This is a genomic window from Pseudomonas monteilii (assembly GCA_001534745.1).
GTDB lineage: Bacteria > Pseudomonadota > Gammaproteobacteria > Pseudomonadales > Pseudomonadaceae > Aquipseudomonas > Aquipseudomonas alabamensis.
In genome coordinates, this window is the sequence record CP013997.1 from 3,338,725 (window position 1) to 3,360,452 (window position 21,728).

At 64.4% G+C, this 21,728-nt stretch carries 22 protein-coding genes and 5 tRNA genes; 3 read left to right on the forward strand and 24 right to left on the reverse strand.

Translation table 11 applies throughout. The features are described from left to right. Nucleotides 1-8: 8 nt before the first annotated feature. From APT63_14215 to APT63_14255, 9 genes are all read right to left on the reverse strand, one after another. On the reverse strand, nt 9-452 hold the full coding sequence (locus tag APT63_14215) for a heat-shock protein (GenBank protein AMA46678.1): 444 nt from the start codon (nt 450-452) through the stop codon (nt 9-11). Between the two features lie 119 nt (nt 453-571). Beyond that, entirely contained in the window at nt 572-1,543 is a 972-nt protein-coding gene (locus tag APT63_14220) for a tRNA dihydrouridine synthase DusC (GenBank protein AMA46679.1), read from the reverse strand. A gap of 157 nt (nt 1,544-1,700) precedes the next feature. After that, the gene (locus APT63_14225) at nt 1,701-2,138 is read right to left on the reverse strand and encodes a 4-hydroxybenzoyl-CoA thioesterase (GenBank protein ID AMA46680.1); all 438 of its coding nucleotides are present in this window, start codon (nt 2,136-2,138) and stop codon (nt 1,701-1,703) included. A gap of 174 nt (nt 2,139-2,312) precedes the next feature. Then, a tRNA-Glu gene (locus APT63_14230) sits at nt 2,313-2,388 on the reverse strand. A 44-nt stretch (nt 2,389-2,432) separates the two neighbouring features. After that, nucleotides 2,433-2,508, reverse strand: a tRNA-Ala gene (locus APT63_14235). Between the two features lie 52 nt (nt 2,509-2,560). Then, nucleotides 2,561-2,636: transfer RNA gene (locus tag APT63_14240), tRNA-Glu, on the reverse strand. Between the two features lie 77 nt (nt 2,637-2,713). After that, nucleotides 2,714-2,789, reverse strand: a tRNA-Ala gene (locus tag APT63_14245). Nucleotides 2,790-3,128: 339 nt separating this feature from the next. Then, a complete protein-coding gene (locus APT63_14250) occupies nt 3,129-4,610 on the reverse strand; it encodes a glutamate--tRNA ligase (GenBank protein AMA46681.1) in 1,482 nt (493 codons plus the stop codon). Between the two features lie 628 nt (nt 4,611-5,238). Continuing rightward, a complete protein-coding gene (locus APT63_14255) occupies nt 5,239-7,254 on the reverse strand; it encodes an excinuclease ABC subunit B (GenBank protein ID AMA46682.1) in 2,016 nt (671 codons plus the stop codon). Nucleotides 7,255-7,542: 288 nt separating this feature from the next. Between APT63_14255 and APT63_14260 the strand changes: the two genes are divergently transcribed. After that, complete coding sequence (locus APT63_14260) at nt 7,543-8,739, forward strand: aromatic amino acid aminotransferase (protein ID AMA46683.1); 1,197 nt, start codon at nt 7,543-7,545, stop codon at nt 8,737-8,739. 61 nt (nt 8,740-8,800) lie between these two features. Next, nucleotides 8,801-8,876: transfer RNA gene (locus tag APT63_14265), tRNA-Asn, on the forward strand. 72 nt (nt 8,877-8,948) lie between these two features. Here APT63_14265 and APT63_14270 read toward each other — a convergent pair. The 15 genes from APT63_14270 to APT63_14340 form a co-directional block, all read right to left on the reverse strand. Next, nucleotides 8,949-9,512, reverse strand: a complete 564-nt coding sequence (locus APT63_14270) for a proteophosphoglycan precursor (GenBank protein AMA46684.1) — start codon at nt 9,510-9,512, stop codon at nt 8,949-8,951. 10 nt (nt 9,513-9,522) lie between these two features. Then, the gene (locus APT63_14275) at nt 9,523-10,128 is read right to left on the reverse strand and encodes a hypothetical protein (GenBank protein ID AMA46685.1); all 606 of its coding nucleotides are present in this window, start codon (nt 10,126-10,128) and stop codon (nt 9,523-9,525) included. 93 nt (nt 10,129-10,221) lie between these two features. Then, nucleotides 10,222-10,854, reverse strand: coding sequence for a TetR family transcriptional regulator (locus APT63_14280; protein AMA46686.1), 633 nt, complete (start codon nt 10,852-10,854; stop codon nt 10,222-10,224). Nucleotides 10,855-11,233: 379 nt separating this feature from the next. Next, nucleotides 11,234-12,016: a hydrolase TatD gene (locus APT63_14285; GenBank protein ID AMA46687.1), complete on the reverse strand. Its 783-nt coding sequence runs from the start codon at nt 12,014-12,016 to the stop codon at nt 11,234-11,236. A 36-nt stretch (nt 12,017-12,052) separates the two neighbouring features. Then, nucleotides 12,053-13,039, reverse strand: coding sequence for a DNA polymerase III subunit delta' (locus tag APT63_14290; GenBank protein AMA46688.1), 987 nt, complete (start codon nt 13,037-13,039; stop codon nt 12,053-12,055). Then, entirely contained in the window at nt 13,032-13,664 is a 633-nt protein-coding gene (locus APT63_14295; protein ID AMA46689.1) for a thymidylate kinase, read from the reverse strand. The genes APT63_14290 and APT63_14295 overlap by 8 nt, the downstream gene beginning before the upstream one ends. A 9-nt stretch (nt 13,665-13,673) precedes the next feature. Continuing rightward, nucleotides 13,674-14,864, reverse strand: coding sequence for an aminodeoxychorismate lyase (locus APT63_14300; protein ID AMA46690.1), 1,191 nt, complete (start codon nt 14,862-14,864; stop codon nt 13,674-13,676). A gap of 3 nt (nt 14,865-14,867) precedes the next feature. Continuing rightward, entirely contained in the window at nt 14,868-15,683 is an 816-nt protein-coding gene (locus tag APT63_14305) for a 4-amino-4-deoxychorismate lyase (protein AMA46691.1), read from the reverse strand. Next, on the reverse strand, nt 15,683-16,927 hold the full coding sequence (locus APT63_14310; protein AMA46692.1) for a beta-ketoacyl-[acyl-carrier-protein] synthase II: 1,245 nt from the start codon (nt 16,925-16,927) through the stop codon (nt 15,683-15,685). Before APT63_14310 ends, APT63_14305 begins: the two co-directional genes overlap by 1 nt. A 144-nt stretch (nt 16,928-17,071) precedes the next feature. Next, nucleotides 17,072-17,308 carry an acyl carrier protein gene (locus APT63_14315; protein AMA46693.1) on the reverse strand — a complete coding sequence of 79 codons (237 nt, stop codon included), beginning with the start codon at nt 17,306-17,308 and terminating at the stop codon, nt 17,072-17,074. A gap of 195 nt (nt 17,309-17,503) precedes the next feature. Beyond that, a complete protein-coding gene (fabG, locus tag APT63_14320; protein AMA46694.1) occupies nt 17,504-18,244 on the reverse strand; it encodes a beta-ketoacyl-ACP reductase in 741 nt (246 codons plus the stop codon). A gap of 16 nt (nt 18,245-18,260) precedes the next feature. Continuing rightward, the gene (locus APT63_14325; GenBank protein AMA46695.1) at nt 18,261-19,199 is read right to left on the reverse strand and encodes a malonyl CoA-ACP transacylase; all 939 of its coding nucleotides are present in this window, start codon (nt 19,197-19,199) and stop codon (nt 18,261-18,263) included. 118 nt (nt 19,200-19,317) lie between these two features. After that, nucleotides 19,318-20,298, reverse strand: a complete 981-nt coding sequence (locus APT63_14330) for a phosphate acyltransferase (GenBank protein AMA47905.1) — start codon at nt 20,296-20,298, stop codon at nt 19,318-19,320. Nucleotides 20,299-20,331: 33 nt separating this feature from the next. Further along, a complete protein-coding gene (rpmF, locus tag APT63_14335) occupies nt 20,332-20,514 on the reverse strand; it encodes a 50S ribosomal protein L32 (protein ID AMA46696.1) in 183 nt (60 codons plus the stop codon). 12 nt (nt 20,515-20,526) lie between these two features. Continuing rightward, nucleotides 20,527-21,054, reverse strand: a complete 528-nt coding sequence (locus tag APT63_14340) for a metal-binding protein (GenBank protein AMA46697.1) — start codon at nt 21,052-21,054, stop codon at nt 20,527-20,529. A gap of 95 nt (nt 21,055-21,149) precedes the next feature. Here APT63_14340 and APT63_14345 point away from each other — a divergent pair, with 95 nt between their 5' ends. After that, a complete protein-coding gene (locus APT63_14345; GenBank protein AMA46698.1) occupies nt 21,150-21,728 on the forward strand; it encodes a septum formation inhibitor Maf in 579 nt (192 codons plus the stop codon).

Sequence of the window (21,728 nt, forward strand, 5' to 3'; positions counted from 1 at the left end):
CGACAGGCTCAGTTCAGCGCAGGCTTTTCGCCATTGATCGGGATGCGCTTGGCCTTGGCTTCTTCCGGCACCAGACGCAACAGATCGATACTGAGCAGGCCATTGGCCAGGTCCGCGGCCTTGACCTCGATGTGGTCGGCCAGGCGGAACGACAGCTTGAAGGCACGTTGAGCGATGCCCTGGTGTAGGTAGGTGACCTCGCCATTGGCGTTGTCACGCTTGCCACCGGTCACGGTCAGCACGCCTTTTTCCACTTGCAGGTCGAGATCGGCTTCCTGGAAACCGGCCGCCGCGATCACGATGCGATAGTGGTCATCGCCATGTTTTTCCACGTTGTAGGGCGGGTAGCTGCTACCCGTCTCATTACGCGCCGCCGACTCGAACAGGTCGTTGAAACGGTCGAAACCGACGGAATGGCGGAACAGTGGAGCGAGCGAAAAAGCAGTAGTCATGATACATCTCCTGAGATTCAGCGAGTTCAGTCATCACGCGACCCGACTTCGGCATCGCGTACTGAAGAGATAAGGACCTGACCTGCCTTTTCAAGGCCGTGGCACAAAAAATTTTTCGCTCAGGCGACGCACGGCTCGGTCGACACCGCCGGCAGTCCCAGCAGCGCACTGATGCGCGCGCAATCACTCTCGCGACGCAACTCGGCGAACAACGCTACGGCTTCGGGGTAGTTGCGCGTCAGCATGGCCACCCACTGCTTCATGCGACCCGGTGCGTAGCGTGGCGACAGCTTGGCCTGGGCCTGCTGCCAGAACGCCTGGAGCAAGGGCAGCAGGGCCGCCCAGGTCATGGGGTGATACGCGCGCCCGTCACGCGCCGCCGCAATCTGCAGGCCCAGGTCAGGGCACGACACCAGGCCACGGCCGAGCATGATGTCGCGTGCGCCGCTCACCGCCTTGCAGCGACGCCAATCGTCCACGCTCCAGATCTCGCCATTGGCAAAGACCGGCACACGGACCACGTCCTGCACCTTGGCCACCCATTCCCAATGGGCCGGCGGCTTGTACCCTTCGACCTTGGTCCGCGCGTGCACCACCAGGTGCGCCGCCCCGCCGTCGGCCAAGGCCCTGGCACAATCCATCGCGCCATCGGGCGTCTCGAAGCCCAGGCGCATCTTGGCGGTGACCGGGATGTGCGCCGGCACGGCGCGCCGGACCTCACTGACGATCGCGTGCAGCAGCTCGGGCTCCTTGAGCAGCACCGCGCCCCCGCGGGACTTGTTGACGGTCTTGGCCGGGCAGCCGAAGTTGAGGTCGATCACCGGCGCGCCCAGCTCGCAGGCCAACACGGCATTCTCGGCCAGGCACACCGGGTCGGAGCCCAGCAGCTGCACACGCATGGGCACGCCTGCCGCCGTTTGCGCACCGTGCCGAAGTTCGGGCGCCAGCTTGTCGAACTGCGCAGGCGGCAATAGCCGATCGCACACGCGGATGAACTCGGTGACACACCAATCGATACCGCCGGTGCGGGTCAGCACGTCGCGCAGGATGTTGTCGACCAGCCCTTCCATTGGGGCCAAGGCTATTTGCATGGGGGTCTCCGGGTAAAGCGAGTGACGAGTGGCAAGCTGCAAGCTGCAAGCTGTGGCAGGGCTAAGCTTCTTGCGAACGAATGAGCAGCATCAGGGTTGAAGGCTGACGCCAAACGTCAACGCAACGCCTCTCAACTTGTAGCTTGTAGCTAACAGCTCAAGCCCCACCCATCTCCATCGGCCGGTAGCAGTCGAGAAACTCGTCGGGCATGCGCTTGGGCCTGCCCGTGGAGAGTTCGATGCACACGAAGGTGGTCTGGGCACGCAGGACGGTCATGCCATCGCTGGGGCGCTTGAGCTGGAAACGGCGGGTCATGCGCAGGCGTTGGTCCCAGTTCACGATCCAGGTCGCCAGCTGCAGCTCGTCATCCTGATGGGTCGCGGCCAGGTAGTCGATTTCGTGACGATGCACGGCCATCGCGCGATCCAGGCGTCGGTACTCGGCCAGGTCCAGTCCGAGCCATTGGGAGTGGCGCCAGGCGCAACGCTCCAGCCAGGTGACGTAGACCGCGTTGTTGGCGTGACCCAACCCGTCGATGTCTTCGGCACCGACACGCAGGTCGATGATGAATGGCGTTTCCAGATCCCAGCTCATGTCGTCTCCTGATCGTGAGGACCACGCCAGTGTACCGGATACGAGGCCCTGCCCGCTCGTACTGGCCAAGGCCCGGCAGCGTCATGTGGCGACAGAGGTTTTTACGGCGGAAAAACAAAAGGCCCATTCAATATGCGAATGAGCCTTAAAGGTCCCGCAAAACGCGGGTAAAAATGGCGTCCCCTAGGGGACTCGAACCCCTGTTACCGCCGTGAAAGGGCGGTGTCCTAGGCCACTAGACGAAGGGGACTTGTAACCTTCGTGCAGGTCCGTTTTCACGAACCCTGGCAAAATTGGTGGAGCTAAGCGGGATCGAACCGCTGACCTCCTGCATGCCATGCAGGCGCTCTCCCAGCTGAGCTATAGCCCCAGATTTCTAGCCTCGCGGCCCAGCGTCATCGATGATGGCGCTTGTGTGAAACTGGCGTCCCCTAGGGGACTCGAACCCCTGTTACCGCCGTGAAAGGGCGGTGTCCTAGGCCACTAGACGAAGGGGACGAACCTTCTTACCTTCAAGACCCGGTTGCTGGACCCGGTCTTGCTTCCCAACCCGCAAGGGGTCGTGAAGCGGAATATGGTGGAGCTAAGCGGGATCGAACCGCTGACCTCCTGCATGCCATGCAGGCGCTCTCCCAGCTGAGCTATAGCCCCACGTTGTCGCTTTGAACTTGATTCGCCTAACTGGGTGTCTGGCGTTTCGTTTCGTTCATCGCTGTGGACGGGGCGCATATTAAGATCCGATCGAACGCCTGTCAAACATATTTTTCAAAAAAGTTGAAAAAAATTTTCTGGCATAACAATCACTTACCTTGGAGGTGAGCAGCGAGGTGGTAGCTGCAAGCCGCAAGCTGGGCGGCAGCGCTGATACGCTTCTGCTTGCTGCTTGCAGCCCATGGCTTGCTGCTACCCACACCATAGCCTGAATCGCGGCACCGATTGGGCTTTGCTTGCTGCTTGCCGCTTGCGACTTGCCGCCCCCCTGCCCTGCACTCAGCCAAGGGTGGCCAGCAGCTTCTCCCACTCCTTGTTCTCTTTCTTGGAGACGCCACCCAGCTGCTCCAGCGCCTGACGCAGACGGTAGCGCGTCAGATCCGGGCCCAGGATCTCCATGGCATCGAGCACCGAGACCGAGCTGGACTGGCCGGTGATCGCGACGAACATCAGCGGCATGGCATCGCGCAGCTTCAGGCCGAGCCCGTCGACCACGGCCTGGATGGTCGCGGTGATTCGCTCCTTGTCCCACTGACGCAGGCTCTCGAGCTTCCACAGGATCAGCTGCATGACCTGGCGTACCTGGTCGGGCGAGAGCTTCTTGTGGGCGAACAGCGTGGTGTCGAGCTTCAGCGCGCCTTCGAAGAAGAAACCAGCCAAAGGTGCGATCTGGCTGAAGGTCTCGACACGGCCCTGCACGTGCGGCGCGATGGCCATCAGGTAGTCGGGGTTGAAGGCCCAGTCACGCACGCGCTGGGCGAACGCTTCCACAGGCAGATCGCGCAGCCATTGGCCGTTGAGCCAGGAAAGCTTCTCGATGTCGAAGATCGGGCCGCCCAGGGAGACGCGCGACAGGTCGAAGTGCTCGACCATCTCGTCCAGCGAGAACTTCTCGCGCTCGTCGGGCATCGACCAGCCCATGCGGCCCAGGTAGTTGAGCATCGCCTCGGGCATGAAGCCCATGCGCTCGTAGAAGGTCACGGACGTGGGGTTCTTGCGCTTGGACAGCTTGCTCTTGTCCGGGTTGCGCAGCAGCGGCATGTAGCACAGCTTGGGCTGCTCCCAGCCGAAGTACTCGTACAGCTTGATCAGCTTGGGCGCCGACGGCAGCCACTCCTCGCCCCGCAGGACGTGGGTGATGCCCATCAGGTGGTCATCGACCACGTTGGCCAGGAAGTAGGTCGGCAGGCCGTCGGTCTTCATCAGCACCTGCATGTCCATGCGGTCCCACGGGATCTCGACGTCGCCACGCAGCATGTCCGGCACCACGCAGACGCCTTCGCTCGGGACTTTCATGCGGATCACGTGCGGCTCGCCCGCAGCCAGGCGACGCTGGACCTCTTGCGGGTCGAGCTTCAGGGCACGACCGTCGTAGCGTGGGGTTTCACCACGGGCGGTCTGCTCGGCGCGCATCTGGTCGAGTTCTTCGGCGGTGCAGAAGCAGTAGAAGGCGTGACCGGCCTCGACCAGTTCCTTGGCGTACTTGGCGTAGATCTCGCTGCGCTCGCTCTGGCGGTACGGGCCGTGCGGGCCGCCAACGTCAGGCCCCTCGTTCCACTCGATGCCGAGCCAGCGCAGGGCGTCGAAGATCTGCTGTTCCGATTCGCGCGTCGAGCGCAGCTGATCGGTGTCCTCGATACGCAGGATGAACTCACCGCCGTGTTGCTTGGCGAAGCAATAGTTGAACAGGGCGATGTAGGCGGTGCCTACGTGGGGATCGCCAGTGGGCGACGGCGCGATACGCGTGCGGACGGTGGTCATTGGACTCTCGGACTGGACTGAAACAAAGCCCGATGGTAGCAGGGAGCGGGTATCGGGCTCCAGCCGTGGCATGCAGGTGCCTGGCCCTTCCCTGCTACCTGGGGAGTGTGCTGGCTTGCAAGTGCGGGCTTGCCGACGAGGCAGGCGGTGACTGGCCAGACCCTATCGCTGGCAAGCCAGCTCCCACAGGTGCCCGTTTCAAGCAGGCAGCCGTGTGATGGTTCAGCCTTGTGGGAATAACTGTCTTTTCTACCCGATGCCTGCCCGGCCGCATGGGTTGATGTGTGGGCCCTGTGGGCCCAATCGCGGCACAGGGGCCGCTCCTACACCCGTAGCCCCACCGCGGGGTTGCAGGCTATCGCGGTCACCTGTGGGAGCGGCCCTAGTGCCGCGATTGGGCCCGCAGGGCCCACAAGATTCTAAAATTATTTCCTTTTAAATCAATAAGATATTTTATTTTCTATGAGAGCGGGGTTGCCCGCGATGCAGGCGGTGGCTAATTGCGCCCTGTCGCTGGCCAGTCAATTGTTCGCAGGCGTCTGTTTCCAGACACCTGTTGTTGTAGCGCCCCGGGCTGCAGCACAGCGGTCCTCTGCCTGGCACAACCTTATGAAGCCAGCCCCACGCCTCACACCGTCAGCAACCGCTCGCGCAACTGGTTGACCTCGTCACGTAGCTGCGCCGCCGCTTCGAACTCCAGGTCGCGGGCGAACTGGAACATCTTCTCTTCGAGCTGCTTGATCCGCTTGGTGATGTCCGCCGGCGTGCTGAGTTCGGCCTCGTAACGTGCGGTTTCTTCGGCTGCCTTGGCCGCACCCTTGCGCTTCTTGCTCCGCGCCCCCGGCACGCTGGCGCCTTCGAGGATGTCGGTGATGTCCTTGACCACGCCCTTGGGCACGATGCCGTTGGCCTCGTTGAAGGCGATCTGCTTTTCCCGGCGGCGAGCGGTTTCGTCCATGGCCCGCTGCATCGAGCCGGTGATCTGGTCGGCGTACAGAATCGCATGCCCGTTGAGGTTACGCGCCGCCCGGCCCACGGTCTGGATCAGCGAACGTTCCGAACGCAGGAAACCTTCCTTGTCGGCATCGAGCACCGCCACCAGCGACACCTCGGGCATGTCCAGGCCCTCGCGCAGCAGGTTGATCCCCACCAGCACGTCGAAGGTCCCCAGGCGCAGGTCGCGGATGATCTCGACCCGCTCGACCGTGTCGATGTCCGAGTGCAGGTAGCGTACCCGCACGTCGTGGTCGGCCAGGTAATCGGTCAGGTCCTCGGACATGCGCTTGGTCAAGGTCGTGACCAGCACCCGCTCGTCGATGGCGACACGCTTGCGGATTTCCGAAAGCAGGTCGTCGACCTGGGTCAGTGCCGGACGAATCTCGATTTCCGGGTCGACCAGACCGGTCGGGCGCACCACCTGCTCGATTACCCGCCCGGCATGCTCCTGCTCGTAGGGACCAGGGGTGGCCGAGACGAAGATGGTCTGCGGACTGACTGCCTCCCATTCATCGAAACGCATGGGCCGGTTGTCCAGCGCCGAGGGCAGACGGAAGCCGTATTCCACCAGCGTTTCCTTGCGCGAGCGGTCGCCTTTGTACATCGCCCCCACCTGGGGCACGCTGACGTGGGACTCGTCGATCACCAGCAGCGCGTCCGCTGGCAGATAGTCGTACAAGGTAGGCGGTGGCGCCCCGGCAGGTCGGCCCGACAGATAGCGCGAGTAGTTCTCGATGCCGTTGCAGTAGCCCAGCTCGAGGATCATCTCCACGTCGAAGCGGGTGCGCTGCTCCAGGCGCTGGGCCTCGACCAGCTTGTTGTTCGTGTGCAGGTACTCGAGCCGGTCCTTCAACTCTTCCTTGATGCCCTCTACGGCACCCAGCAACGTCTCGCGCGGGGTCACGTAGTGCGACTTGGGATAGAAAGTGAAGCGCGGCAGCTTGCGGATCACCTCGCCGGTCAACGGATCGAAGGCCGCCAGGCTCTCGACCTCGTCGTCGAACAGTTCGACCCGGATGGCCTCCAGGTCCGATTCGGCCGGGAAGATGTCCACCACATCGCCGCGCACGCGGAAGGTGGCCCGGGCAAAATCCATCTCGTTGCGGGTGTACTGCAGGTCGGCCAGGCGGCGCAGCAGCGCGCGCTGGTCGAGCTTGTCGCCGCGGTCGATGTGCAGCACCATTTTCAGGTAGGTTTCCGGGCTGCCGAGCCCGTAGATGCACGACACCGTGGTGACGATGATCGCATCGCGGCGCTCCAGCAGGGCCTTGGTCGCCGACAGGCGCATCTGCTCGATGTGGTCGTTGATCGACGCGTCCTTCTCGATGAAGGTGTCGGACGACGGCACATAGGCCTCGGGCTGGTAGTAGTCGTAGTACGAGACGAAATACTCCACCGCGTTGTTCGGGAAGAACGTCTTGAACTCGCCGTACAGCTGCGCGGCGAGGGTCTTGTTCGGCGCCAGGATCAGCGTCGGGCGTTTCACCTGGGCGATCACGTTGGCGATGCTGAAGGTCTTGCCCGAGCCGGTCACGCCCAGCAAGGTCTGGTGCGCCAGCCCGGCCTCGATGCCCTCGACCATCTGGCGGATGGCCTCCGGCTGATCGCCTGCGGGCGCGAATCGGGTGACGAGCTCAAACTCGGACATGAAAGTACCTCGGTCGTCGTGCTTAACTGTAAATTTAACCAGTAGTCTACACTGATTCGGACCCACTCGGCAGTCCAACGGACGGCCTGCCGTCGCCCTCTTCCTTCATGCGACCCTGGAAGCGGCCCAAGGGTTGAAAAATAATCGTCCCAAGACCTCGAAAAGCTGCGCCAGACTGTCGCAGTCCGGCCGGCGTATCACTATACTGACTCCCCGTTTGTGCACCGCTTCAGTGCATCTGGCTGGAGCGTGCGACCTCTATCACTCTCCATCAGAGCCAAGGTAACAATGAGCCTGTTTTCCGCTGTCGAGCTGGCACCCCGCGACCCCATCCTGGGCCTCAACGAAGCGTTCAACGCCGACCCTCGTACCGACAAGGTCAATCTCGGCGTCGGCGTGTACTGCAACGAAGAGGGCCGCATCCCACTGCTGCGCGCCGTCATCGAAGCCGAGACCCGGCGTGCCGCGCAACACGCCTCGCGGGGCTACCTGCCGATCGACGGCATCGCCACCTACGACCAGGCCGTACAGACGCTGCTGTTCGGTGCCGACTCGCCCCTGCTGCGCGACGGCCGCGTGGTCACCGTGCAGGCGGTCGGCGGCACGGGCGCACTGAAGATCGGCGCGGACTTCCTCAAGCGTCTGGCGCCGGGCGCCACCGTCGCCATCAGCGATCCGAGCTGGGAAAACCACCGTGCGCTGTTCGAGACCGCCGGCTTCCCGGTGCAGAACTATCGCTACTACGATGCCGCCAGCCACGACGTCGATCGCGCCGGCATGCTCGAGGACCTTCAGGCGCTGCCTGCCGGCTCGATCATCGTGCTGCACGCCTGCTGCCACAACCCCACCGGCGTCGACCTGAGCCTGGACGACTGGAAGCACGTGCTGGAAGTGATCAAGGCCAAGGGGCACGTGCCGTTCCTCGACATGGCCTACCAAGGCTTCGGTGACGGGATCGCCGAAGACGCCTTCGCCGTGCGCCTGTTCGCCGACTCCGGCCTGCAGTGCTTCGTGTCCAGCTCGTTCTCCAAGTCGTTCTCGCTGTATGGCGAGCGCGTCGGCGCGCTGTCGATCGTCACCGATTCGCGCGACGAGGCCACGCGGGTTCTCTCCCAGGTCAAGCGGGTGATCCGCACCACCTACTCCAACCCGCCGACCCATGGCGCCAGCATCGTCGCGGCCGTGCTGAACGACCCCGAACTGCGCCAGATGTGGGAAACCGAACTGGCCGAAATGCGCGGGCGGATCCATGGCATGCGCAAGCAGATGGTCGAGTTGCTGGCCCAGTACGGCGCCAAGCAGGACTTCAGCTTCGTCGCCCGCCAGTGCGGCATGTTCTCCTACTCGGGCCTGACCGCCGAGCAGGTGGGTCGCCTGAAGGACGAGTTCGGCATCTATGCCTTGAGCACTGGTCGCATCTGCGTGGCCGCGCTGAACCAGAACAACATCCATGTCGTGACCAAGGCCATCGTCGAGGTACTGTGATCGAACCTGCGCCGGGGAGAAGCTTGACTTCTCTTTTGCTATCAGTAAGATACGTGCAGATTCCGCGATAGCTCAGTCGGTAGAGCAAATGACTGTTAATCATTGGGTCCCTGGTTCGAGTCCAGGTCGCGGAGCCAGATGATGAAAAACCTCCAGAGGCGTGAGCCCTGGAGGTTTTTTCGTTTCAGCGCCCCGTGAAAAGCGGCGCTTCAGTCCACGCGACCGATCGGGAAGAACACCCCGCCACTCCACACCCCCAGCCACGGCACCCCTTCGACCTGCCGCTCGACCGCCAGATCAACGAGCTGGTAGAACACGTTGCGGTGGATGAGCGCTTCGAGGTTGGCGCGCACCCGCACATAGGGCGAAGGCGCCTGGGTCTGTGGGTCGAGGTGCACGCGCAGCGGATGCGCCGGGCCGGCCTCGACTTCGTCGCCTACCGAGGTGACGAAGCGCAGCGATTGGCGCTCACCTTCCCCGCTGACGTCCAGGGTCACGGCGACGAAGGGCGCATCATCGACCTGAATGCCGACCTTCTCCACCGGCGTGACCAGCACATAGCGGTCTTCGTCACGGCGCAGAATGCCGGAGAACAGACGCACCATCGCCGGCCGATTGATCGGCGTGCCCTGGTAATACCACGTGCCATCCCGCGCGATGCGCATGTCGATGTCGCCGCAGAACGCCGGGTTCCACAGGTGAACCGGCGGCAAGCCCTTGCCGGTCTTGGGCAGGTGCGCGATCAGATCGCCTGGGGTGTCTCGCTCGGCCATGCTCTCTCCTTCATCGGCTCATGCCCAACAGGCTGCGCGCGTACTCTCGCATCGGTGGGCCCAGCAGATCTTCGGGCTTGTTGTCGTGCAGCGTCAACAAGCCGCCACGACTCTTGATGCGGACCGTGTCGATGAGATAGCGCGTGCTGGTCTCGATGAGCATCATCTGCACCACACCGGTGTCGACCCCCAGGCGATCGACCGCTTGCTCGTCGTACCATTCCTCGTCGTTGCCCACACGATCGTCGCTACGGGCAAAACGGGTGTACAGGACGTAATGGGCACCGACATCACGCGCCTCGGACAGCGCTTCTTCCAGTCCCAGCGGGCCCTGTGCGCGACGCACCAGGGGGAAGTACTCGATGAAACTGTCGAAGGCGGCCTGCGCCACCGCATTGGAGCGTGGAATCGGCCCGCGCCCCGGTGGCACGAAGGCCCCCTGGCCGATATAGATGAAGGAGTCGGGCTGCAGGCGGACCGACAGCGTCCGGCGCGTGTCGCTATGGTCGAGCAGGCCGGCATCGCTCAGGTGATAGCGCACCCCCTCCCCCATGTCGCTGACATTCATGCAGCCGCCCAGCGCCATGAGCGCCGACAGCAAGACCAGGCTACGCATCGTTCCTCCAGAGGCCGGCGACGGAAAGCCGACAGACAGCGGCCTGATGCAGCTTTTGCGCCAGAACCGCCGCGGCGTGCTTGGACCGGTGTGTCAGCCGGCGTCCGGCTCGCGCTTGCGCTTGTTGCCCATACGCACGCCAATGTCCATCAGGAACTGGAAGAAGCCTTCCTGATCCTCCAGCACGCTGCTCCAGAACGGCGAGTGATACAGCGCCACCGCGCCATGCACCAGGGCCCAGGCGGCGCAGTAATGGAAGTACGGCGGCACGTCCTCGAGCTTGCCCTCGCTGATACGACCCTCGATCAAGCCCGTCAGTCGGTCGAAATTCGAGGCGCGGATACGGTGCAGCTCTTCTACCAAGTCCGGCACCTGGTTGCCCTTGACGACTTTCTCTTCGAGCCGGTCGAACAGGCGATAGCGCTGCGGATCGCGCATGCGGAATTCGAAGTAGGCACGGGACAGCGCCTCCTTGTCGCGGTCGACATCGGCCGAGTGCAGCAGCGCATTGAGCTCCTGCTCATAGTCGAGCATCAGCCGCAGGTAGATCTCGGCCTTGGACTTGAAGTGCTTGTAGATGGTGCCTTTGCCGATGCCGACAGCATCGGCGATCATTTCGACCGTCACGCTATCCTCGCCCTGATCGAGGAACAGCTTCAGGGCCGTTTCAAGGATTTCCTGCTCGCGACGACGAAACTCACGGACCTTACGAGGTTCTTTCTGCATAAGTAGGCTTGGGTAGCGTTCGAAGCGGATTATTATGCCTAACTGGCGGGAAATTGCACGGATCTTACAGGTTAGGTTGTAGCGGCGAATGACAGACCGAAGCCGTGGGCCTCTTTCGATCGGCCTTGCACGGGACGTGCGACAGGCTTGTAGCGCCGCGCTACAAGCACCCCGGCTGCGTATTCCAAAACCGTTTAAGAATCAGCCGATCGGCAGTGGCGCCTGGAGATCCATCACCGATACTTCACTATGTTGCTCCGATGCCTTCCCCCCGCGCATCGAGCAACGAAGGCACCAGGGACCGGGTGCCTTCGTTCCACTCCTAATGGTCTTGACCCGAACTCTTCCCCCCTGGAGTTCGGGTTTTTTTTGCCGGGCCTCAGGCCACGCGGGCGAGCGGGAACAGCCGCTTGAAATTGGCCGTGGTCTGCGCGGCCAGCGACTCCAGGCTTTCGCTGCGCAGCGAGGCGACGAATTCGGCGACTTCGCGTACGTACTGCGGCAGGTTGGGCTTGCCACGGTGAGGAATCGGCGCCAGATACGGCGAGTCGGTTTCGACCAGCAGGCGGTCGGCCGGCACACGGCGCGCGACGTCACGCAGCGCCTCGGCATTGCGGAAGGTGACGATCCCCGACAGGGAAATGTAGTAGCCCAGGTCCAGGGCGGCCTTGGCCATGTCCCAATCCTCGGTGAAGCAGTGCAGCACGCCCGCCTGGGCCAGATCGGCCTCGCGCAGCAAGGCCAGGGTATCGGCCCGTGCGGCGCGGGTATGCACGACCACCGGCTTGCCGGTCAGGCGGGAGGCTTCCAGGTGCAGGCGGAAAGACGCCTGCTGCACGGACGCGGCCTCCGGTTCGTAATGGTAGTCCAGGCCGGTTTCGCCGATCGCCACCGCATGGGGATGGGCCAGCTCGTTCAGCAGCCAGTCCAGGGCCGGCGTTTCACCGGGCGTCAGGTCGAGGGGGTGGATGCCGACCGAGCAATCGACATCGGCGTACCGTTCGCTCAGCGTCTTGACGGCCTGCGCATTGTCGGCGCTGACGCCGATGCACAGGAAGTGCCCGACGCCACGGTCACGCGCCGCTTGCAGGGCGGTGTCGAGGCAGCCTTGATGGGCGGCAAGGTCGAGGCGGTCGAGGTGGCAATGGGAGTCTACGAGCATGGGAACCAATCAGGAGAAAGTGAATGAATACGGGATTCAACGTACACCGGGCAAGCGCGCCCAGGACGTCAGCAGGGCCTCGAGCAGCAGGGCTGGATTGAGGTTGGCCTTGGACAGCACCTTCTGGCGCTGTTGCAGGATCCAGTCCTGCACCTCGAGCACCTGGTCCTGACGACTCTTCTGGGCCAGATACTGAATCACCTTGCGCATGTCCTCGAGCCCCAGGCCCTCTTCGTCCTGGGTCAGCTGGTAGCGCAGGATGCGGTAGGTCCAGTCGTGGAACCAGTCGAACACCAACAGCATGGGCACGGTTTTCCACGCCTCGGCCAGCTGGCTGGGTGATTGCTGCTGCTTGAGCAACTGCTTGACCCCACCCGTCACCAGGGCCCGTTGCTCGCGCACGCCCTGGGTTTGCAGGCTGGCGGCCCTCAGCGGCGAACCGGCCGCCAGTTCCAGCAAGACCTCGCGCTCCGACTCATCGCTGTCGGGCAAGGCCGTGGCCAGCCATTGACTACTCTGCGCCGCGCTCGGCGCCGGGCAACTCACCTGCTGGCAGCGACTGCGTATCGTCGGCAGCAGCAGGCTCGGCCGATGGCTGACCAGCAGCAGCACCGTGTCGCCGGACGGCTCTTCAAGGCTCTTGAGCAAGGCGTTGGAAGCATTGACGTTCATCGCCTCGACCGGCTCGATCAGCACCACCTTGCGGCCACCCAGCTGGGCGGTCTGGACCACGAAGGCGACCAGCTCGCGCACCTGGTCGACCTTGATCGGCTTGTCGACCTCTTCGGGCTCGAGCACGAAGTGGTCGGGGTGGCTGCCGGCCTTGAGCAGCAGGCACGCCTTGCACTGGCCACAGGCCTCAAACCCTTCTGGCCGCTGGCACAGCAGGCGCGCCATCAGCCGCTCGGCCAAGGCACGCTTGCCGATGCCGCGTGGCCCGTGCAGCAAGTAGGCATGGGCATGCCGCTCGCGCCCGGCCAGGTGCTGCCAGAGCGCCTCCTGCCAGGGGTAGGCTTCAGCCACGGCAACGGTCCAGCAGCATCGGCAGCAGCGCATCCAGGTCGCGCTGGACGGCCTCCAGGGACTGCGCGGCATCGAGCAGTGCATAGCGCTCTGGCGCCTGGTGCGCCCGTGCCAGGTAGGCCTGGCGAACGGCTTCGAAGAAGGGTTGGCCTTCCTGCTCGAAGCGATCCAGGCGGCCACGCGCCGCCGCACGCTGCAGCCCGATGTGCACCGGCAGGTCGAAGACCAGGGTCAGGTCAGGGCGCAGGTCGCCCTGCACGAACTGTTCGAGCTGGGCGATGCGCGCCTGGCTCAGGCCACGGCCGCCGCCCTGGTAGGCGTAGGTCGCATCGGTGAAGCGATCGCACAGCACCACCGCACCGCGCGCCAGGGCCGGACGAATGACTTCGGCCAGGTGCTGGGCACGCGCGGCGAACACCAGCAACAGCTCGGTATCGGCGGCCATGGCTTCCTGGCTCGGGGCAAGCAGCAGCTCACGCACCTGCTCGGCCAGCGGCGTACCGCCCGGCTCGCGGGTCAGGACCACATCCAGCCCCTGCTCGCGCAGGCGCGCCGCCAGGTAGTCACGGTTGGTGCTCTTGCCCGCGCCTTCGGGGCCTTCCAAGGTAATGAACAAACCGCTCACGCGCAGTCCTTATCGAGTAGGGGGCGCGTCCGCTTCCGGGGCGCGCGCAGGGTCGACGGCCTCGGGCGCCGGCTCGGCGGCCTCGGGGCGCGTCTCAGGTGTCTTGTCGGTCTCGGCTTCCGGTTCAGGCGCAGCGTCGCTCGACGGCGTCGCCTCCGGCGCGTTACGCGGGGCCGGGCTGGAACGGTAGTCGGCGCGACGCTTGAGCTGGTACTCGCGCACGGCCGTGTTGTGATCGCCCAGGTCGTCGGAGAACACATGGCTGCCATCGCCACGGGCCACGAAGTACAGGCTGCTGCCAGGCGCCGGGTTGAGCGCGGCGTGGATGGCTTCGCGACCGACCATGGCGATCGGCGTCGGTGGCAGGCCGGTCATGGTGTAGGTGTTGTACGGCGTCGGCGCACGCAGGTCGGCCCGGGTGATCCTGCCGTTGTAGCGCTCGCCCATGCCGTAGATCACGGTGGGATCGGTCTGCAGCATCATGCCCAGTCGCAGGCGGCGCACGAAGACACCGGCGATCTGCCCACGCTCCTGCGGCACACCGGTTTCCTTCTCCACCAGGGAAGCCATGATCAGGGCCTGGTAGGGGTCGCGGTACGGCAGGTCGGTGGTCCGCTCGGCCCACTCGCGTGCCAGTACCTCTTCCAGGCGCATGTAGGCCTGCTGCAACAGTTCGACGTCGCTCATGCCACGCACGAAGCGGTAGGTGTCGGGGAAGAAGCGGCCTTCCGGGAACACGCCCGGATGACCCAGGCGCTCCATCACCGCCTCGTCCGACACGTTGGCCAAGGTCTGCTCGATCTTGTCGTGGCGGGCGATCGCCGCACGCACCTGGCGGAAGGTCCAGCCTTCGACGATGGTCAGGTTGTACTGCACCACATCGCCCCGACGCCAGGCCGCGAACAGGTCGTCGACGGTCATGCCGGGGGTGATGCGGTATTCACCGGTGTGCAAGGGCGTGCCGGCCATGTTGAAGCGCCAGTACAGGCGCAACCAGAAGGCATCCTTCAGCAGGCCGTCGTCCTGCATGCGGTAGAACATGCGGTTGGGGGTCGTGCCGGTGGGCACGTCGAGCATGCGCTCCTGGCTCACGGCCAAGGGCTGATCGACCACCGAGGCCACTTTCCAGGCCGACCAGCCCAAGGCGAGCCCGGCCAGGATCAACAGGGCCTCCACGGTCAGGAGCAATAGGCGTCTCACGAATCAGGCATCCAATAACGTCTGGGCAAGGGCCTGCAGTTTACGGGTCACCGGCCCTGGCGACCAGCTCAGCTCGGCGTGACGGACCACCGGCCAGACACCGTACAGGCTGTTGCAGAGAAAGACTTCGTCGGCCTGGGCGAGGTCCGTCAGCGCCAGGTCGGTGACGCGGACGGTCAGGCCTGCCGGCCGGGCCGCGTCGATCAGGGCGGCCCGCATGACGCCCGCCACGCCGCAGCGGCCAAGGTCGGCCGTCAGCAGAGCGCCGTCGCGCACCAGGAACAGGTTGCTGTAGACCCCCTCGATCACCCGGCCACTGGTATCGCGCATCAAGCCTTCGGCGGGATCGCTCCCCTGCCATTCAGCGCGCGCCAGGACCTGTTCGAGGCGGTTGAGGTGTTTGAGCCCGGCCAGGCGGGGTTGCTCGGCAAGTCGCGTCTGGCAGGCGAACAGGGTAACGCCGTGCTCGGCGTTCCGGGATGGATAGGCGGGCGCCGGACCGGCCAGCAGCACGCGGCGGGCGGGCGTGTCGGGCGTCGACGCATAGCCGCGCAGGCCATCGCCACGGGTCACCACCAGCTTGGCCACGCCCTCCCCCAGCGCTTCGGCGAAACGCAGCAGCTCGTCGCGAACCAGGGGCAGGTCGAGGGGAATCGCCAGACGGCTGCACCCCAGCGCCAGACGCTCGAGGTGCAGGTCCAGCAGGCTGGGATGGCCCCGGCGCACGGCGATGGTTTCGAACACCCCATCGCCATAGGCCAGCCCGCGATTCTGCAGGTCGATGGCGCTTGCCGGCCGACCGTCCAGCCAGTGCTGCATCAGTCGACGAACCGACGGAATACCAGCGACCCATTGGTGCCGCCGAAACCGAAGGAGTTCGACAACACCACCTCGATGGGCATGCTGCGCGCCTGGTGCGGCACGAAGTCGAGGTCGCAGCCCTCGTCCGGCTCATCCAGGTTGATGGTCGGCGGCGCGGTCTGGCTGTTGATCGCCAGCACGCTGAAGATCGCCTCGACCGCACCGGCGGCACCGAGCAGGTGACCGGTCATGGACTTGGTCGAGCTGATCGCCACCTTGTACGCATGCTCACCGAAGACCTGCTTGATGGCCGCCACTTCGGCCAGGTCGCCTGCGGGCGTCGAGGTGCCGTGAGCGTTGATGTAGCTCACCTGCTCGGGCGCAAGCCCGGCGTCACGCAGGGCATTGGTCATGCAGCGGGCCGCACCGGCACCGTCTTCGGGTGGCGAGGTCATGTGGTAGGCATCGCCGCTCATGCCAAAGCCCACCAGCTCGGCATGGATGACCGCACCGCGGGCCTTGGCATGCTCGAGCTCCTCGAGCACCAGCGCCCCAGCGCCATCGGACAGCACGAAGCCGTCACGGCCCTTGTCCCACGGGCGACTGGCACGCGCAGGCTCGTCGTTGCGCGTGGACAGCGCGCGGGACGCACCGAACCCACCCATGCCCAGGCCACAGGCCGCCATTTCGGCGCCACCGGCGATCATGACGTCGGCTTCGCCGTAGGCGATGTTGCGCGCGGCCATGCCGATGCAGTGGGTGCCCGTGGTGCACGCGGTGGACACCGCGTAGTTCGGCCCCTGCAAGCCCAGGTGGATGGACAGGAAGCCGGAAATCATGTTGATGATCGAACCGGGCACGAAGAACGGCGAAATGCGCCGAGGCCCCTGATCGTGCAAGGTCTTGCTGGTTTCCTGGATATTGGTCAGGCCACCGATACCCGATCCCATGGCCACGCCGATGCGCTCACGGTTGGCATCGTTGACTTCGAGACCGGCATTGCGGACCGCCTGGAACCCTGCGGCCAGGCCGTACTGGATGAACAGGTCGAGCTTGCGGGCCTCTTTGGCCGACAGGTACTGCTCGACATCGAACCCTTTCACCGAGCCGCCAAAACGGGTGGAGTAGGCAGACAGGTCCGTATGCTCGATCGGACCGATGCCACTGCGGCCAGCCAGAATGCCCTGCCAGGTGCTCGGTACATCGGTACCCAACGGTGACAGCATGCCCATACCGGTGACCACGACGCGTCTACGCGACACAGTACTCTCCTTATTTTATTGACAGATTCCCTCGCACGCCCCGTGCGACAGGGTCAGCGACGATCCTCGGTTCCCTCAAAGAAAAAACCGCACGCCCACGAAGGCAGTGCGGTTTTTCCGACAAGAAGCGACGACTACAGGCGATTAGGCCTGGTGGGCCTTAACGTAGTCGATGGCAACTTGTACGGTAGTGATCTTCTCGGCTTCTTCGTCAGGAATCTCGGTCTCGAATTCCTCTTCCAGAGCCATCACCAGCTCTACGGTGTCAAGCGAGTCGGCACCCAGGTCGTCGACGAAGGACTTCTCGTTGGTCACTTCCTCTTCTTTGACGCCCAGTTGCTCGGCGACGATTTTCTTGACGCGTTCTTCGATGGTGCTCATGTTTCACTCCTAGTGGACATATGTCAGGCGGCTGGCCGGCGCCCAAGTTTATAGAAAGACGCCCGCTTTTCAAGCGGTTCGCATCTCCCCGGCCTGGACCTGACCCGACGCCTGGAATCTGGTTGCAGCGTTATAGCGGATTTTCGAGGCCAAGTATGGTTTTTTTCGAAAGGATCCGCCAGGTTGGCTCACGCCTTACATGTACATCCCGCCGTTCACCGGCACGGTGGCGCCGGTCACGTAGGCCGCGCCGTCGGAAGCCAGGAAGCCGACCACCTTGGCGATCTCTTCGGCCTGGCCCAGGCGGCCCAGCGGAATCTGGCTCAGCAGACCTTCGTGCTGTGCCTGTGGCAGCTCACGGGTCATGTCGGTATCGATGAAGCCTGGGGTCACCGCGTTGACGGTGATGCCGCGCGAACCGACTTCACGCGCCAGTGCGCGGCTGAAGCCCTCCAGGCCGGCCTTGGCGGCCGCGTAGTTGGACTGCCCGGCATTGCCCATGGCGCCGACCACCGAACCGATGCTGATGATACGGCCCCAGCGCGCCTTGGTCATGCCGCGCAGGACACCCTTGGACAGACGGTAGAGGCTGTTGAGGTTGGTGTCGATCACATCGAACCACTCGTCGTCCTTCATGCGCAGCATGAGGTTGTCGCGGGTGATGCCGGCATTATTGACCAGGATCGTCGGCGCGCCGAACTGCTCCTGGATGGTGCTCAGCGTGGCTTGCACCGACTCGCTAGAGGTCACGTTCAGGGCCAGGCCGGTGCCGGCAATGCCATGCTCCTTGAGGGTCGCCGCGATACGCTCGGCGCCCGAGTCCGTGGTGGCCGTGCCGATGACGGTAGCGCCAAGGCGACCCAGTTCAAGGGCGATTGCCTGACCGATGCCACGGCTGGCGCCAGTGACCAGTGCAACTTTGCCTTGCAGGCTCATGCAGGTTTCTCCGAATTCAGGCCAGCGCCGCACGGGTGGCGGCGAAGGCGTCAGGGGTGTTGAGGTTATAGGTGGTCACGCCCTCGGCGCAGCGCTTGTTCAGCCCGGCCAGGACCTTGCCTGGACCGCATTCCACCAGATTGACCGCGCCATGCGCGGCCAGTGCCTGCACGCACTCCACCCAGCGCACGGGCTGGTAGAGCTGGGCAAGCAGGTCTTGCTTGAGGGTATCCACGTCCGCCGCCACGGCGGCGCTGACGTTCTGCACCACCGGCACCTGGGGCGCGGCCCACTCGATGGCGTTGACGGACTCGGCGAAACGCTCGGCGGCCGGCTTCATCAAGGCACAATGCGACGGTACGCTGACGGCCAGCGGCAGGGCACGCTTGGCGCCCTGGGCCTTGCACAGCTCGATGGCGCGGTCGACGGCGGCCTTGTTGCCCGCAATCACGACCTGGCCAGGCGAGTTGAAGTTGACGGCGCTGACCACCTCGTCTTCGGCGGCCTCGGCGCAGATGGCGACCACCTGCTCATCGCTCAGCCCGAGAATCGCGGCCATGGCGCCATGCCCGGCAGGGACGGCCTGCTGCATCAATTGCCCACGGCGCTCCACCAGCGTGACGGCGTCCTTCAGCGACAGGCTGCCCGCAGCGACCAGCGCGCTGTACTCGCCCAGGCTGTGGCCCGACACGTAGGCCGGACGTTCGCCGCCTTCGGCCAGCCACAGGCGCCACAAGGCGATCGAGGCGGTCAGGATGGCAGGCTGCGTCTTGTCGGTCTGGTTGAGCTGTTCTTCCGGGCCCTGCTGGACCAGCGCCCAGAGGTCATAACCCAAGGCCTCGGAAGCTTCCTTGAAGGTCTCGAGGATCAGCGGGTGCTGGTCGGCGAGCTCGGCCAGCATGCCCAGCGACTGGGAGCCTTGACCTGGAAAGACGAATGCGAGGGATGCGGACATGAAAACGAACCCTTGTGGTCTTGTCGAAAAACGCACCCGATGCAGTCGGGCGCGCGCGATGATGAAACTTGGATGGCGAAGGCGACCGCATGGTCACATTCTCCGTGATGGCAGCGCTCTAGCGCAGCAGATCCCCCAGGCGCCCTTGCAGGCGTCGTGGCAGATCCTCCTGGATCTCGATGAACGCGCGATGGATCGCGCTCTGGAAGCCTTCGGCGCTGGCCGAGCCATGACTCTTGATGACGATGCCTTGCAGGCCCAGCAGGCTGGCGCCGTTGTGTCGGGCCGGGGCCAGCTCCGTGTGCAGGCGGCGCAGCAAAGGCAGGGCCACGAGGCCTGCCATCCGCGCGAGCACACCCGTGCGGAACAGCGACTGGATGCGCGTCCCGATCAAGGTGGCCAGCCCTTCGCTGGACTTGAGCAGCACATTGCCGACGAACCCATCGCAGACCACGACGTCCGCTTCGCCTCGGTAGACCCCATCGCCTTCGATGAAGCCGACGTAGTTCAGCCCGGAGGCACCCTGAAGCAGCGCAGCGGCCTGCTTGACCTGCTGGTTGCCCTTGATGTCCTCGGTGCCCACGTTCAGCAACGCCACCCGCGGGCGCGCGATGCCCAGCGCACGGGCCGCCTCGGACCCCATCACCGCGAACTGGTACAGGTGCTCGGCACTGCAATCGACGTTGGCCCCCAGATCCAGCAGCTGACAGCAGCCAGCCTGGGTCGGAATCGCGGCGACCATGGCAGGACGGTCGATGCCCGGCAGGGTCTTGAGCACCTGCCGCGACAAGGCCATCAAGGCCCCGGTGTTGCCTGCACTGACACAGGCCTGGGCCTTGCCGTCGCGCACCAGCTCCAGGGCCACGCGCATGGACGCATCGGGCTTGCCGCGCAGTACCTGCGAAGGCCGCTCGTCCATGCCGATCACTTCACTGGCCGCGACAATGCACAGGCGCGCGCGGTCCGCGGCCAATTGGCTGCCGACGAGCTCTTCGAGAAGGGAGGCGTGACCCACGAGGGTCAGGTGAAGCGAGGGGGTGGAGCGCAGGCAGGCGATACTCGCCTGAACAATGCTGCGGGGACCGAAGTCCCCGCCCATTGCGTCGATCGCGATGATCCGGGCAGACAAGATTTACTCGTCAGCGCCCTTGTCGATCACTTTGCGGCCACGGTAGACGCCTTCTGGCGAAACGTGGTGGCGCAGGTGAACGTCACCGGTGCTCTTGTCGACCGACAGTGCGTTTTCCGACAGGGCGTCGTGGGAACGGCGCATGTCGCGGGCAGAGCGGGATTTTTTGTTCTGCTGAACAGCCATACTGATTAACTCCTAAACGTTTGGGTCACGCTTTAACTGCGCCAAAACACTGAACGGGTTGGACCGCGATACCTCGTCCTCGATCGGCTCGGGCTCGTTGACACCCGCCGGCCGCTGGCATTCTTCCGGATGATGAGCAGGCACGATGGGCAGGGCGAGCAACAGCTCCTCCTCGACCAGCGCCTGCAGATCCAAAGGATCCTCGCCCAGTTCCAGCACGTCATAGCCTTTCGGCAACGACTGGGTGTTCGCACCCTCCTTCACCACGGCGTATGTGCATTCGCTGTGGATCGGCAGGGTGACCAGTTCAAGACAACGCTGGCAGACCATCTTGACCTCGACGTCCAGCGCGCTGTGGAAGACCACGGCGTCTTGCTCGTCTCGCTCAAAATCGAATTGTGCCTGCACCGTACCGACAGTGTCGGACAGCGGGTCGCAGAGTCTTTCCAAATCGGCAAGCGCCAGCGAACCCTTGAGGGTTACGCCGCGATCAGCCAATTTGCGCGGGTCAACGTGAGATGGAATCGGGTCATTCAACATAGGCGCAGCATTCTAGGGATGGCCCTGGCGCCTGTCAAAGGAAATTCGGCCGACCCACGCATGTTAGACTCGCCCGATCTGATCAGGAGTCCGCCATGCTTCCCCTGTTACTGGCCTCGAGCTCGACCTACCGCCGCGACCTGCTGCAACGCCTGCACCTGCCTTTCGACTGGGCCAGCCCGGATATCGACGAGAGCCGGCTGGGGGATGAACCTGCCGAAGCGCTGGTGCGACGCCTGGCCGCAGCCAAGGCCCGCGCCCTGGCTGCGGCGCATCCGGCTCATCTGATCATCGGCTCCGACCAGGTCGCCGTACTGGGCGAGCGCATCCTGGGCAAACCGCACACCTTCGAACGCGCGCGCGAGCAGCTGCTCGCCGCCAGCGGTCGAGCCGTCACCTTCCTGACCGGCGTGGCACTGCTCAACAGTGCCACGGGGCAGTGCCAGATCGACTGCGTGCCGTTCACGGTCACCCTGCGCGCGCTGGACAGCGCCCAGGTCGAGCGCTACCTGCAGGCCGAGCAACCCTACGATTGCGCCGGCAGCTTCAAGGCCGAAGGGCTGGGCGTGAGCCTGTTCCGCGACACCCAGGGCAGCGACGCGACTAGCCTGATCGGCCTGCCGCTGATCCGCCTGGTGCAGATGCTGGCGGAAGAAGGCATCAGCGTGCCTTGA

Coding starts and splice junctions, on each gene's coding strand:
- APT63_14255 (AMA46682.1), bottom strand. CDS start 7,254: ATGTCCGAGTTTGAGCTCGTCACCCGATTCGCGCCCGCAGGCGATCAG.
- rpmF (AMA46696.1), bottom strand. CDS start 20,514: ATGGCTGTTCAGCAGAACAAAAAATCCCGCTCTGCCCGCGACATGCGC.
- APT63_14285 (AMA46687.1), bottom strand. CDS start 12,016: ATGCTCGTAGACTCCCATTGCCACCTCGACCGCCTCGACCTTGCCGCC.
- APT63_14250 (AMA46681.1), bottom strand. CDS start 4,610: ATGACCACCGTCCGCACGCGTATCGCGCCGTCGCCCACTGGCGATCCC.
- APT63_14345 (AMA46698.1), top strand. CDS start 21,150: ATGCTTCCCCTGTTACTGGCCTCGAGCTCGACCTACCGCCGCGACCTG.
- APT63_14330 (AMA47905.1), bottom strand. CDS start 20,298: ATGGGCGGGGACTTCGGTCCCCGCAGCATTGTTCAGGCGAGTATCGCC.
- APT63_14215 (AMA46678.1), bottom strand. CDS start 452: ATGACTACTGCTTTTTCGCTCGCTCCACTGTTCCGCCATTCCGTCGGT.
- APT63_14280 (AMA46686.1), bottom strand. CDS start 10,854: ATGCAGAAAGAACCTCGTAAGGTCCGTGAGTTTCGTCGTCGCGAGCAG.
- APT63_14305 (AMA46691.1), bottom strand. CDS start 15,683: ATGCAGCACTGGCTGGACGGTCGGCCGGCAAGCGCCATCGACCTGCAG.
- APT63_14275 (AMA46685.1), bottom strand. CDS start 10,128: ATGCGTAGCCTGGTCTTGCTGTCGGCGCTCATGGCGCTGGGCGGCTGC.
- APT63_14325 (AMA46695.1), bottom strand. CDS start 19,199: ATGTCCGCATCCCTCGCATTCGTCTTTCCAGGTCAAGGCTCCCAGTCG.
- fabG (AMA46694.1), bottom strand. CDS start 18,244: ATGAGCCTGCAAGGCAAAGTTGCACTGGTCACTGGCGCCAGCCGTGGC.
- APT63_14270 (AMA46684.1), bottom strand. CDS start 9,512: ATGGCCGAGCGAGACACCCCAGGCGATCTGATCGCGCACCTGCCCAAG.
- APT63_14220 (AMA46679.1), bottom strand. CDS start 1,543: ATGCAAATAGCCTTGGCCCCAATGGAAGGGCTGGTCGACAACATCCTG.
- APT63_14260 (AMA46683.1), top strand. CDS start 7,543: ATGAGCCTGTTTTCCGCTGTCGAGCTGGCACCCCGCGACCCCATCCTG.
- APT63_14340 (AMA46697.1), bottom strand. CDS start 21,054: ATGTTGAATGACCCGATTCCATCTCACGTTGACCCGCGCAAATTGGCT.
- APT63_14315 (AMA46693.1), bottom strand. CDS start 17,308: ATGAGCACCATCGAAGAACGCGTCAAGAAAATCGTCGCCGAGCAACTG.
- APT63_14225 (AMA46680.1), bottom strand. CDS start 2,138: ATGAGCTGGGATCTGGAAACGCCATTCATCATCGACCTGCGTGTCGGT.